10 protein-coding genes are annotated in these 12,343 nt (G+C 34.7%); 8 read left to right on the top strand and 2 right to left on the bottom strand.

The window, feature by feature from the left end; genetic code table 11:
• Positions 1-163: 163 nt before the first annotated feature.
• Together QLS31_RS15790 and gyrA are read right to left on the bottom strand one after the other, a co-directional pair.
• The gene (locus tag QLS31_RS15790; RefSeq protein ID WP_282744643.1) at positions 164-1,432 is read right to left on the bottom strand and encodes a tetratricopeptide repeat protein; all 1,269 of its coding nucleotides are present in this window, start codon (positions 1,430-1,432) and stop codon (positions 164-166) included.
• Positions 1,433-1,480: 48 nt separating this feature from the next.
• Complete coding sequence (gyrA, locus tag QLS31_RS15785; protein WP_282744642.1) at positions 1,481-4,099, bottom strand: DNA gyrase subunit A; 2,619 nt, start codon at positions 4,097-4,099, stop codon at positions 1,481-1,483.
• Positions 4,100-4,355: 256 nt separating this feature from the next.
• Between gyrA and QLS31_RS15780 the strand changes: the two genes are divergently transcribed.
• From QLS31_RS15780 to QLS31_RS15745, 8 genes are all read left to right on the top strand, one after another.
• Complete coding sequence (locus tag QLS31_RS15780; protein ID WP_282744641.1) at positions 4,356-6,902, top strand: ATP-dependent Clp protease ATP-binding subunit; 2,547 nt, start codon at positions 4,356-4,358, stop codon at positions 6,900-6,902.
• A 139-nt stretch (positions 6,903-7,041) separates the two neighbouring features.
• The gene (gene rimK, locus QLS31_RS15775) at positions 7,042-8,412 is read left to right on the top strand and encodes a 30S ribosomal protein S6--L-glutamate ligase (RefSeq protein WP_282744640.1); all 1,371 of its coding nucleotides are present in this window, start codon (positions 7,042-7,044) and stop codon (positions 8,410-8,412) included.
• 47 nt (positions 8,413-8,459) lie between these two features.
• Positions 8,460-8,975: a YetF domain-containing protein gene (locus QLS31_RS15770; protein ID WP_121341923.1), complete on the top strand. Its 516-nt coding sequence runs from the start codon at positions 8,460-8,462 to the stop codon at positions 8,973-8,975.
• Between the two features lie 73 nt (positions 8,976-9,048).
• Positions 9,049-9,642 carry a Crp/Fnr family transcriptional regulator gene (locus QLS31_RS15765; RefSeq protein ID WP_282712811.1) on the top strand — a complete coding sequence of 198 codons (594 nt, stop codon included), beginning with the start codon at positions 9,049-9,051 and terminating at the stop codon, positions 9,640-9,642.
• Positions 9,643-9,731: 89 nt separating this feature from the next.
• Positions 9,732-10,610 carry a pirin family protein gene (locus tag QLS31_RS15760; protein WP_282744639.1) on the top strand — a complete coding sequence of 293 codons (879 nt, stop codon included), beginning with the start codon at positions 9,732-9,734 and terminating at the stop codon, positions 10,608-10,610.
• A gap of 32 nt (positions 10,611-10,642) precedes the next feature.
• Positions 10,643-11,527 (top strand): pirin family protein, encoded by an 885-nt coding sequence (locus QLS31_RS15755; RefSeq protein WP_282744638.1) that lies wholly within the window; start codon positions 10,643-10,645, stop codon positions 11,525-11,527.
• A 1-nt stretch (position 11,528) separates the two neighbouring features.
• Positions 11,529-11,921, top strand: coding sequence for an OsmC family protein (locus tag QLS31_RS15750; protein WP_282744637.1), 393 nt, complete (start codon positions 11,529-11,531; stop codon positions 11,919-11,921).
• A gap of 6 nt (positions 11,922-11,927) precedes the next feature.
• Positions 11,928-12,209, top strand: a complete 282-nt coding sequence (locus QLS31_RS15745) for a GNAT family N-acetyltransferase (RefSeq protein ID WP_282744636.1) — start codon at positions 11,928-11,930, stop codon at positions 12,207-12,209.
• Positions 12,210-12,343: the final 134 nt, after the last annotated feature.

Here is a 12,343-nt window from a genome sequence, read left to right as displayed (position 1 = left end):
TATATCAAATATTACAATATTGAAAGAATAAAACTGAATTTAAATGGAATGAGCCCGACACAATATCGAGCTCATTATTATCAAAATTAATTATAAATTTGTCTAAAATTTTGGGTGTAGTCTATTTTTAAAACGAGACGGTTTTTTTATTTGAAAAATAATTTTACATTTTAGCTTTTAACGCTTTGTATTCTGTAGTCATTTCTAATGCACTGTAAACACCTAAAAGAGTTTTAGAAACATCTGTATTTTTAGGATCTAGTTCAACCGCTTTTTCAAGATAAGGAATTGTTGCTTTAAAAAGCTCTTCTCTTTTCTTTTTCAATTCATCATAACGCTTCATATCTTTAGTAGACGTTCCAAGCTTGTTCATTTCATCAATGATCGCTTTCTCATTTTCTAATTTCAAAGCAGCCAAATTAATATACCCATTAATATATTTTGGGTTAATTTCTATAACTCTCTTGTAATATTTTTCAGCATCTGCAACATTTTTAGCATTTGCACTTAATACTCCCAAGTTAAAAATCAAATCAGCATCATTTGGATTTTTTTCCAATACTTCAGCGATTAATTTTTTGTACATATCGAAATCTTTTGTTTCCAAATAAAGATTAGCTTCCGTTAAAGTCAATGAAGTATCCCCTGGGTTTGCTTTTCTCGCTTCAGAGATTGCTTTTTTAGCTTCTTCAGTTTTACCTTTTTCAACTAAAATCAAAGCCATGTTTTTATAAATCTCACCTCTTTTAGAAGGAACAACTTCAGTTCTTGGCTTTTCATGCGTTCCTAACTTCACCATTCTGTCTCTTTCTTGAAGTGTCGTAAAAAAGTCTTCTTGACTAGTTAATTTGTTAACTGCAAAATAGCTGGTTCCTTTTCCAGAATAATTTAAATTTTTCAAATCATCATACAACTTAAGCGCCGTATCATAATCTTTAGCATTTACATATGTAGAAGCTGCGTAATATAAATTGATGGTGTCTTTTTTATCTAACAAATAAGCGTCATATAATTTTTTAGCACTATCAGCATGCTTATCCACTTTTGAATCAGCAATTGCACCGTTAATCAATTTGAATTTAATATCAGTAATTGAAGCTGCAGCCTGAGTTGAAAATTTTACTTTCCCAGAAGTTTTCTCAGCAGCAATTAAATCTTGGTATGCTTTTGCAGCAAGCGAAAGATTGGTATTAGTATCAACATTCTTGTTGGCTAAATCTAATAAAGAATTCCCTTTTACAAAGAAAAATTGTGCTTTTTCAGCATCTGGAGCATTCACTACTAAATATTCAGCTTCATTCAAGATCGTTACTGCTTCTTGAGACTTACCAGCTTTCAACGCTTTTTCTGCGGCTTTAATTTGATCTTTTTGAGCAAAAGTAGCTACTGATATCAATAATGCTGATGCTAGTAATACATATTTACTTTTCATAATATTCTATTTTTGTTTAATAATTATTCTTGGTTTTCTAATTTTTATTTACACTTCGTCATCTTCGTCGTCACCTTCAGCCTCGTCTTCAACTTCTTCTTCAGAATCGTCTTCGTCGTCATCCTCTTCCGTACCTTCGTCTTCAAGAACTTCTAAAACTGGTTTAACTCTTTCGATAGCTTCCGTTTCGATAACATTACCTTCTTCATCTACAACTACTTCAGCCACATCGTCTTTCATAACTTTTGTAACTGCGGCAATCGAATCGTTTCCTTTGATGTTAATCAACTTCACTCCTTGCGTAGCACGTCCCATAACTCTCAAATCTTCAACAGCCATTCTGATAGTTAATCCAGATTTGTTGATAATCATTAAATCATCAGCATCTGTAACTGCATTTATCGAAATCAACTTACCTGTTTTTTCGGTAATATTTAAGGTTTTAACTCCCTTACCACCACGGTTTGTAATTCTGTATTCGTCAAGGCTAGAACGTTTTCCGTATCCGTTTTCAGCAACAACTAGAATTTCGCTGCTCATATCATTTACAGTAACCATGCCAATAACTTCATCAGTATCATCTTTAAGCGAAATTCCACGAACTCCAGAAGCTGTTCTTCCCATTGGACGGGTTTTTGTTTCTTCAAAACGAACTAATTTACCGGATTTCACAGCCAAAATAATTTGACTTTCTCCGTTAGTAAGTTTCGCTTCCAATAATTCATCGCCTTCTTTAATAGTAATTGCAGCAACACCATTAACTCTAGGTTTAGAATATTTCTCTAAAGATGTTTTCTTAACCTGACCTTTTTTGGTTACCATAATTAGGTTATGGCTATTGATATATTCTTTATCTTTTAAATCTTGAGTACAGATAAACGCTTTTACTTTATCGTCGCTTTCAATATTTACCAAGTTTTGGATTGCTCTACCTTTAGCTGTTTTACTACCTTCCGGTATTTCATAAACACGCATCCAGAAACATTTTCCTTTTTGGGTAAAGAACATCATGTATTGGTGATTTGTTGCCACAAACATGTGCTCTAAGAAATCTTGATCTCTTGTTCCAGCACTTTTTTGTCCAACTCCTCCTCTATTCTGAGTTTTGTATTCCGTAAGATTAGTACGTTTAATGTAACCTGCATGAGAAATTGTAATTACTACATTTTCATCGGCAATTAAATCCTCAATACTTACATCACCACCTGAATATTCAATTACAGAACGACGCTCATCTCCGTATTTATCACGAATTTCAGTTAGTTCTTCTTTAATCAAAGCAATTCTTAAGTTTACATCCGCTAATAAAGCTTTCAAATGCTCGATTAACTTCATGATTTCTTCGTATTCAGTTCTTAACTTATCTTGTTCAAGACCTGTTAATTGTCGCAAACGCATTTCTACAATGGCACGAGATTGAATATCTGATAAATTGAACCTTTCGATTAATTTCTCTCTTGCTTCTTCCGTACTTTTTGAAGCTTTGATTAAAGCAATCACTTCATCAATATTGTCCGAAGCGATAATCAGCCCTTCTAATATATGCGCTCTTGCTTCCGCTTTTTTCAATTCAAATTGCGTTCTACGAATCACTACATCATGACGGTGTTCGATAAAATAATGAATCAAATCTTTCAGATTCAACATTTGTGGACGCCCTTTTACAATTGCAATATTATTTACACTAAAAGAAGATTGTAATTGTGTAAACTTATAAAGTGTATTTAAAACTACGTTTGGTGTCGCATCACGTTTTAAAATATAAACGATACGCATCCCATTTCTATCTGACTCATCACGGATATTCGCAATTCCATCAATTTTTTTGTCATTAACCAAATCAGCCGTGCGCTTGATCATATCAGCTTTATTGACTTGATAAGGTATTTCGGTAACGATAATACATTCTCTGCCATCTACTTCTTCAAAACCAACTTTAGCACGCATTACAATACGTCCTCTACCGGTTTTGAATGCTTCACGAACGCCTTCATATCCATATATTATACCTCCGGTAGGAAAATCCGGGGCTTTAATATGATTCATCAACTCATCAACTTCAATATCATTATTATCCATGAAAGCCAACGTACCATTGATTACCTCAGTTAAGTTGTGAGGCGGCATATTAGTAGCCATACCTACTGCGATTCCTGTTGCCCCATTAATTAATAAGGTAGGAACACGAGTTGGCATAACTGTTGGTTCTTGCAGTGTATCATCAAAATTTAATTTAAAATCAACTGTTTCTTTATCGATATCTGCCAAAATTTCTTCCGAAATCTTACGCATTCTAGCCTCCGTATAACGCATCGCCGCAGGACTATCGCCATCTACAGAACCAAAGTTACCTTGGCCATCAATCAATAAATAACGCATACTCCATTCTTGTGCCATACGAACCATCGCATCATAAACAGATGTATCTCCGTGTGGATGGTATTTTCCAAGAACTTCCCCGACAATTCTTGCTGATTTTTTATGGGCAGATCTGGAGTTAACTCCTAAATCATGCATTCCAAATAATACTCTTCGATGTACTGGTTTCAAGCCATCTCTAACATCTGGAAGCGCTCTTGATACAATTACTGACATCGAATAATCGATGTAAGCTGATTTCATTTCATCTTCTATGTTAATAGGAATTAACTTTTCTCCTTCAGACATAAGTTGTTATATTAAAAAATTATATTAGTTTCAAAACGTGCCAATATACGCCTTTTTGAAATTTTTAGACCTATTTCACACTAGTTATTTCAATGATTTATTAACAAATTTTACTGCCTTTTTAGTTAATAAATTAAGTGAATTTTAACTTTAATATTATTTTTATTTTTGTCTATTAGCTGACACCACTTCTTATAGGAATGGTTTTTGTTTTTGAATTACTAATTCACTAAATTTACGATATCAAATATATATTATGGATGATAATTTTTCACCAAGAGTAAAAGACGTTATTACTTACAGCAAAGAAGAAGCTTTGCGACTAGGTCATGACTTTATAGGAACTGAGCACTTAATGCTGGGTATCTTAAGAGACGGTAACGGGAAAGCAATTCAAATATTGAACAACCTATCTGTTGATTTGGATCATTTACGCAGAAAAGTAGAGATCTTAAGTCCTGCAAGTCCAAGCCTGGAAGTAAATGTTGAAAAGAAAAACTTACACCTGACACGCCAGGCAGAACGCGCATTGAAAACCACTTTTCTTGAAGCAAAAGTTTTTCAAAGCTCGTCTATCAGCACAGCACATTTATTGTTGTGTATTTTAAGAAATGAAAACGATCCAACAACCAAGCTATTGAATAAATTAAAAATTGATTATGACATAGCTAAAGAACAATATCTAAACATGACTCCAAACGAAGAAGATTTTATAGAAAATTTGCCACGAAACGAATCATATAATGACGATTCAGGACAAGATGACAGTCTAAAAGAAGGAACTTTCAACAATCCAGCCAATAAATCAAATAAAAAATCTAAAACACCAGTTTTGGACAATTTTGGAAGAGATTTAACCGAAATGGCCGAAGAAGGAAAACTAGATCCTGTTGTGGGACGTGAAAAAGAAATCGAACGTGTTTCGCAAATTTTGAGCCGTCGTAAAAAGAACAATCCATTGCTTATAGGGGAACCTGGAGTGGGGAAATCAGCTATTGCCGAAGGTTTAGCGTTGCGAATTATTCAGAAAAAAGTATCACGTACTTTATTCAATAAACGTGTCGTTACTTTAGATTTAGCTAGTCTTGTTGCAGGTACAAAATACCGCGGACAGTTTGAAGAGCGTATGAAAGCAGTGATGAATGAATTAGAAAAAAATGACGATATCATTCTTTTTATAGATGAAATTCACACTATTGTAGGCGCTGGTGGCGCAACTGGTTCACTGGATGCTTCTAATATGTTCAAACCTGCATTAGCTCGTGGAGAGATTCAATGTATTGGTGCAACAACATTAGACGAATACAGACAATATATAGAAAAAGACGGCGCATTAGAAAGACGTTTTCAAAAGATAATTGTGGAACCTACATCAGTTTCTGAAACAATTACCATTTTGAATAACATCAAAAACAAATATGAAGACCATCATAATGTTACGTACACACAAGAAGCAATCGAGGCGTGTGTAAAACTAACAGATAGATATATGTCCGAACGTTTTTTACCGGACAAAGCCATTGATGCATTAGACGAAGCAGGTTCTAGAGTTCACATTACCAATATTGAAGTTCCAAAACAAATTTTAGACTTGGAACGTCAATTAGAAGATGTACGTGAATTGAAGAATGTTGTAGTTAAAAAACAAAAATACGAAGAGGCTGCTAAACTTCGTGATGACGAAAAACGTATCGAAAAAGACTTAGCTATTGCCCAAGAACAATGGGAAGAAGACGCTAAGAATAACCGAATTGAAGTTACCGAAGACAATGTAGCTGATGTAGTTTCTATGATGAGTGGAATACCTGTAAACCGTATTGCACAGACTGAAAGTAACAAACTAGCTAAACTTCCAGAACTAATTGAAGGTAAGGTAATTGGACAAAGAGAAGCAGTAATGAAAATTGCTCGTTCCATCCAAAGAAATCGTGCCGGATTAAAAGATCCGAATCGTCCAATTGGTTCTTTTATTTTCTTAGGGCAAACTGGCGTAGGTAAAACCCAATTAGCCAAAGTATTGGCTAAAGAATTATTCGATTCTGAAGATGCGTTGATTCGTATTGACATGAGTGAATACATGGAAAAATTTGCAATCTCCCGTTTAGTTGGAGCGCCTCCGGGATATGTAGGATACGAAGAAGGTGGTCAATTGACAGAGAAAGTAAGGAGAAAACCATATTGTGTTGTATTATTAGATGAGATAGAAAAAGCGCATCCTGATGTTTTCAATATGTTATTGCAAGTTTTGGATGATGGTTATTTGACAGACAGTTTAGGTCGAAAAATTGATTTCAAGAACACTATAATTATTATGACTTCCAATGTTGGAGCCAGACAATTAAAAGATTTTGGACAAGGTGTTGGTTTTGGAACTGCTGCCAAAGTGGCTCAGGCTGACGATAATTCGAAAAGCATCATCGAAAATGCATTGAAAAAAACTTTTGCTCCTGAATTCCTTAATAGAATTGACGATGTAATTGTTTTCAATGCTTTAGAAAAACATGATATCGATTTGATTATCGAAATTGAATTGAAAAAATTATTTGCTCGTGTTGCTGAATTAGGATACCAATTGAATCTTTCTGACAGAGCAAAAGCATTTATAGCAGAGAAAGGTTTTGATAAACAATTTGGCGCAAGACCATTAAAAAGAGCCATTCAAAAGTATGTTGAAGATGCCCTTGCAGAAGAAATCATCACTTCGAAAATTACTTTAGGAGATGAGATTTTTATGGATATTGAAGATGGCTCACAAGAGTTAACAGTGCAAATTCATAAAGCTGGGGAACCTACAAATCCTTAAATTTAGCGAACAATTATAGCAAAATAAACCCGTTACGTTTTTATAACATAACGGGTTTATTCTTTACAGTAAACATACTTTTTTTGAAAACAAATATTTACATTTGGTCTTTATAAAAAAGGTTAAACAAAATTAATTTATGTCAGATAACAAAGTTATTTTAGGTAGTGAAGAATGGTGTTCTTTTCCAGAATTAGGAATTCCTACTATTAAAGCCCGAGTAGATTCGGGAGCGAAAACATCCGCTTTACATGCTATAAACATTGCTCCATTTATCAAAAATGAAAGCAACTGGGTAAAATTTGACATCAACCCGATACAAAACAATCTAAAAACGGTGATTCATTGTGAAGCACCATTAATCGATAAACGCATCGTTAAAAGTTCCAGTGGTTTTAGAGAACAACGCTATGTTATTCAAACAAATCTTCAAATAGGGAGTTCAAAATGGCCTATTGAAATGACATTAACCAATCGGGATTCAATGGGTTTTCGAATGCTTTTAGGTCGAGAAGCCATGAGCGGAAGAGTTCTTGTTGATCCGGAACAGAAATACCTTTTGGGACAACCTACTTCTGACATCTTAAAAGAATTATATAAGAATTCTGAGAAAGCGAGCTCTGGTTTACGCATAGGACTTTTAGCCAGTAATCCTGAATTGTACAGCAACAAGCGTATTATGGAAGCAGGAGAAATGCGTGGTCACGAAATGCACTTTCTGAATATCAAGGAATGTTACATGAAACTGGATGCAAAAACACCTGAAATTCATTATCGTGGCGGTAAAATATTAAATCAATTTGATGCTATTATACCTAGAATCAGACCAAGCATTACTTTTTACGGTTGCGCTTTGACCAGACAATTTGAAGCCTTAAAAGTATATTGCTTAAATTCATCTAACGCCATTACGCAATCGCGTGACAAATTATATTCTTTACAATTACTGTTGAATCACGGTGTAGAAATTCCTACTACTGGTTTTGCAAATTCTCCATTGGATACCGATGATTTGATAAAAATGGTCGGAGGCTCTCCTTTAATTGTAAAATTACTGGAAGGAACACAAGGAAAAGGTGTTGTACTGGCGGAAACAAAAAAAGCCGCAGAAAGCGTTATTAATGCTTTTAAAAGCTTAAATGCAAATATATTAGTCCAAGAATTCATCAAAGAAGCCAATGGAAAAGACATTCGTTGTTTTGTAATTGACGGAAAAGTAGTCGCTGCCATTCAACGTGAAGCGATGCCTGGTGAATTTAGAGCTAACATTCATCTTGGAGGAACTGCATCAATCATAAAAGTAACCGCAGAAGAAAAGAAAATCGCCATAAAAGCAACTAAAGCAATGGACCTGAAAGTGGCAGGTGTTGATATTATTCGTTCTTCAAAAGGGCCTTTATTATTAGAAGTAAATTCATCCCCAGGATTGGAAGGAATTGAAGGTGCTACCAATAAAGACATTGCAGGTGAAATGATAAAAGCGATTGAGAAAAATTTTAAAATGAAATAGTTTTCTGTCTGCAGATAAATTTTGAACTTTTTACTTTAAGCCAAAAAATGAACGAATATCTTGATATAATTCTTCGAAGTACAGCCGTTTATTTTTTCATGGTTATTGCCTTGCGTCTTTTTGGCAAGAAAGAATTGTCTCAACTGAACACTGCCGACGTGATATTGATATTGCTCATAAGCAACTCCGTCCAGAATGCTATGGTTGGTAGTAACACGAGCCTTTATGGCGGAATAGCTGCAGCAACTGTATTGTTTACCATCAATTTTATTTTAAAGAAGTTGATGTACAAATACAAGAAGTTTGGCGATTTCATGCAGGAAAAACCCGAAATTCTAATCCATAACGGGAACCTAGATTTTAAAGCATTAAGCAAATTAAATATTTCTTCTGATGAATTAAAAGAAGCCATGCGCGAACATGGTGTCGAATATTTCAAAGATGTAAAACTGGCTATGTTAGAAATTGACGGAAATATTAGCATTATATCCGGTGACAATAACCTTAGGCAAACCCATTATAAACGCAGACGAATTCATAAAAATTTAGGAGGAATAAATTAAACCTAAACAACTCAAAAAATAATTAAAGGAGTTTAAAACAACCAAATTGCACCCATAAAGTCCTGAAACAATTATGCTCGATTCTTTCAAAACATACTTTCAATCTAAAACAAATTTAACGGACGAGCAGTTTCTTTCGATTACGGATACATTGCAATCCAAAAAAGTTGAAAAAGGAACCATTCTGCTCCATCAGGGCGATATTTGCCATCATTCTTTTTTTGTATCCAAAGGATTATTGCGTTCCTATACCATAGACGAAACCGGAAAAGAACATATCATTCAGTTTGCGGCTGAGAATTGGATTATTTCGGACAGAAGCAGTTCTTATTTCAATGAACCTTCTGAATTGTTTATTGATGCCATTGAAGATACTGAAATTGTGTTTATCGATAAAAACTTCATTAATGCCGCTGCAGAAATCAGCGTTTCTTTTCGGGAGCAGGACAATACTGCGTTACACAATCACATTCGACAACTTCAAAAACGAGTGAACTTATTATTGGGAGCAACTGCTGAACAACGCTACTTAGATTTCATAACCATTTACCCAAGTCTTACTTTACGTATTCCACAATGGATGATTGCTTCCTATTTAGGCATTACACCCGAAACCCTGAGCAGAGTTCGCAAGGAATTAGCTAAAAGGAATTTTAAGCCGTATTAAGTCTTTACAATTTCATTTCTTATCCTACATCAATGCATCTGATTTTAATCCATAGTAAATTTGTACTATAATTAAAATAAGACATCGCAATGAAAACAAAAAATATTGAATTAGTATTAGCTCCACCTCCACCACACATGGTAGGTGACGGATTTAGAGTACACAATTTTATCCCGAGCGGATATCATTTAGACATGAAAAGAATGAGTCCATTTATCATGATGGATTATAATTCTAAATTTTATTTTCCGCCTACAGACCAACCCAGAGGCGTAAGTGTTCATCCACACAGAGGTTTTGAAACCGTTACAATTGCTTACAAGGGAAAAGTAGCGCATCATGACAGTTCTGGAAACAGTGGCATTATTGGAGAAGGAGATATACAATGGATGACAGCCGCTTCGGGAATTTTACACAAAGAATACCACGAAGAAGAATTTAGCAAAAATGGTGGTGATTTTCAAATGGTACAGCTTTGGGTCAACCTTCCGGCAAAAGACAAAATGTCAACACCAAAATACCAAGGGATTACAAACGACCAAATCAATAAATTGGAACTTCCTGAAAATGGTGGCGTAATTGAAGTTATTGCTGGAGAATATGAAAATTTGAAAGGTTCTGCCTCTACTTTCACACCAGTACATTTACAAAATGCCAAATTGAATAAAGGAGCAAAAGCATCTTTCCATTTTCCGGCAAATTACAACACCGGTTTATTGGTAATTGAAGGAAGCATAAAAGTGAATAACAGCGAAAATGTTCCTGCAGATCATTTTGCATTATTTGAAAATGAAGGCGAAGAATTTACTATTGAAGCAACTGAAAATGCTATCGTTTTGATTTTAAGTGGAGAGCCTATCAATGAACCTATTGCAGCGCACGGACCATTTGTAATGAATACCCAAGCCGAAATCATGCAAGCATTCAATGATGTGAATATGGGTAAATTCGGTTATTTAGAAGAATAATTCCTTATTTTTATATTTTAAAACCCTTAAAAATGTCAAACATAAAACTGATTATAGAAGAACGCCCAAGCAATATTGGTAACTTTATGGTTGGGCGATTGCTTCCCTTTCGAGAAAAAAGAATGGTTGGACCATTTGCATTCATCGATCATATGGGACCGACCTGCATGAGCGATTACGAAAATTTAGATGTTCCGCCACATCCACACATTGGACTTTCCACTTTGACGTATTTGTTTGAAGGAAGTATTATGCACAAAGACAGTTTGGGAACTGAAATGGAAATCAAACCTGGGCAAATCAATTGGATGACCGCTGGAAAAGGAATCGTTCACTCAGAACGAACACCTGAATATTTGCGTAGTTCAAACAAAATGTTGCACGGACTTCAAATTTGGGTAGCATTGCCGAAGGAATTAGAAGAAATGGAACCTTCGTTTTTTCACGTTCTTGAAAATCAAATTCCAGAATGGAAAACGGATAACATTGCTTTTAAACTTATAGCTGGCGAAGTACTTGGCAAGAAATCACCCGTTCCAGTTTACAGTCCGCTGTATTTATTAGAACTAAAAAGCACTTCGCGTCAAACAGTGACTATAGGCGAGCATTTATTTGGCGAAAGCGCTTTGTACATTCTAGAGGGCAGTATTGAAAGTGAAGGAAATGTTTTTGGTCCAAAGCAAATTTTGATTGCCAAAGACAGTAAACTCTGCACCTTCGATATGGCAGAAAACACCACTATTTATATTTTTGGTGGAGATCCTTTTCCCGAAGAACGAATTATCTATTGGAATTTTGTTGCTTCAACCAAAGAATTGATTGAAAAAGCGAAAGAAAAATGGTTGGCACAAACCTTTGATAAAGTTCCTGGTGAAACTGAATTTGTTCCACTTCCAGAACAAAATAAAAGACAATAATATGGGTAAAATAACAGCAAGTATCGGCACTGAACTTTATAAAACAGAAATACAATCAGAAACTAATTTCATCATTTCTGATGAACCTGAAAGTAGCGGAGGAAAAGATTTAGGCTTTGCGCCAAAAGAATTACTCGCTTCCTCATTGGCAGCTTGTACCTGTATCACTTTACGTATGTATGCTAATCGAAAAGGTTGGAATTTAACTGATGTAAAAGTTGAAGTCACTTTTGAAACTGATTCAGTAGAAAATAAATTCAAAATAATTCGTAACATTCAATTATTCGGGGATCTAGACACTGATCAAAAAGCCCGATTAGTAAACATTGCCGATAGATGTCCCATACACAAAATTTTAACCAACCCTATCGAAATAACAACAGCATTAAATTAGAAAAAAATGACAATTGAACAAATAAACGAAACAAAAAACGGCTACTTTAGAGCCGTTGACAACGAGATCGAAGCTGGAAGAATGACGTATACTTGGGCAGGAACCGATAAATTTATTATTGATCACACCGAAGTAAAGCCTGATTTTGCAGAACAAAGTGTAGGCAAAAAAATGGTAATGGAAGCGGTGCAATATGCCAGAGAAAACAATCTTAAAATTTTACCATTATGTCCTTTCGCGAAAAGCGTATTTGATAAAACGAAGGAAATACAAGATCTACTGTTTTAAAAAAATTAATTTTAGAGGAGGCTGTCTGAAAAAGGACAGCCTCTTTTGTTTAAATTCAATTTTGATTTATTACTGGTTTATTGAATATTTGAAATCTATCATTAAAAACAGCTCTAAGAGGTTATTCAATTCGT

Origin of the sequence: Flavobacterium sp. XS2P24 (assembly GCF_030010285.1) — a bacterium.
In the GTDB taxonomy this organism is placed as follows: Bacteria; Bacteroidota; Bacteroidia; order Flavobacteriales; family Flavobacteriaceae; genus Flavobacterium; species Flavobacterium algoritolerans.
The sequence above is the reverse complement of the archived record's forward strand: the minus strand, read 5'-3'. Positions and strand labels throughout refer to the sequence as shown.

Bases quoted from the DNA above. Each gene is read 5' to 3' on its own strand.
- QLS31_RS15750 (WP_282744637.1), top strand. From the start codon at position 11,529: ATGGGTAAAATAACAGCAAGTATCGGCACTGAACTTTATAAAACAGAA.
- QLS31_RS15770 (WP_121341923.1), top strand. From the start codon at position 8,460: ATGAACGAATATCTTGATATAATTCTTCGAAGTACAGCCGTTTATTTT.
- rimK (WP_282744640.1), top strand. From the start codon at position 7,042: ATGTCAGATAACAAAGTTATTTTAGGTAGTGAAGAATGGTGTTCTTTT.
- QLS31_RS15755 (WP_282744638.1), top strand. From the start codon at position 10,643: ATGTCAAACATAAAACTGATTATAGAAGAACGCCCAAGCAATATTGGT.
- QLS31_RS15745 (WP_282744636.1), top strand. From the start codon at position 11,928: ATGACAATTGAACAAATAAACGAAACAAAAAACGGCTACTTTAGAGCC.
- QLS31_RS15780 (WP_282744641.1), top strand. From the start codon at position 4,356: ATGGATGATAATTTTTCACCAAGAGTAAAAGACGTTATTACTTACAGC.
- QLS31_RS15790 (WP_282744643.1), bottom strand. From the start codon at position 1,432: ATGAAAAGTAAATATGTATTACTAGCATCAGCATTATTGATATCAGTA.
- gyrA (WP_282744642.1), bottom strand. From the start codon at position 4,099: ATGTCTGAAGGAGAAAAGTTAATTCCTATTAACATAGAAGATGAAATG.
- QLS31_RS15765 (WP_282712811.1), top strand. From the start codon at position 9,049: ATGCTCGATTCTTTCAAAACATACTTTCAATCTAAAACAAATTTAACG.
- QLS31_RS15760 (WP_282744639.1), top strand. From the start codon at position 9,732: ATGAAAACAAAAAATATTGAATTAGTATTAGCTCCACCTCCACCACAC.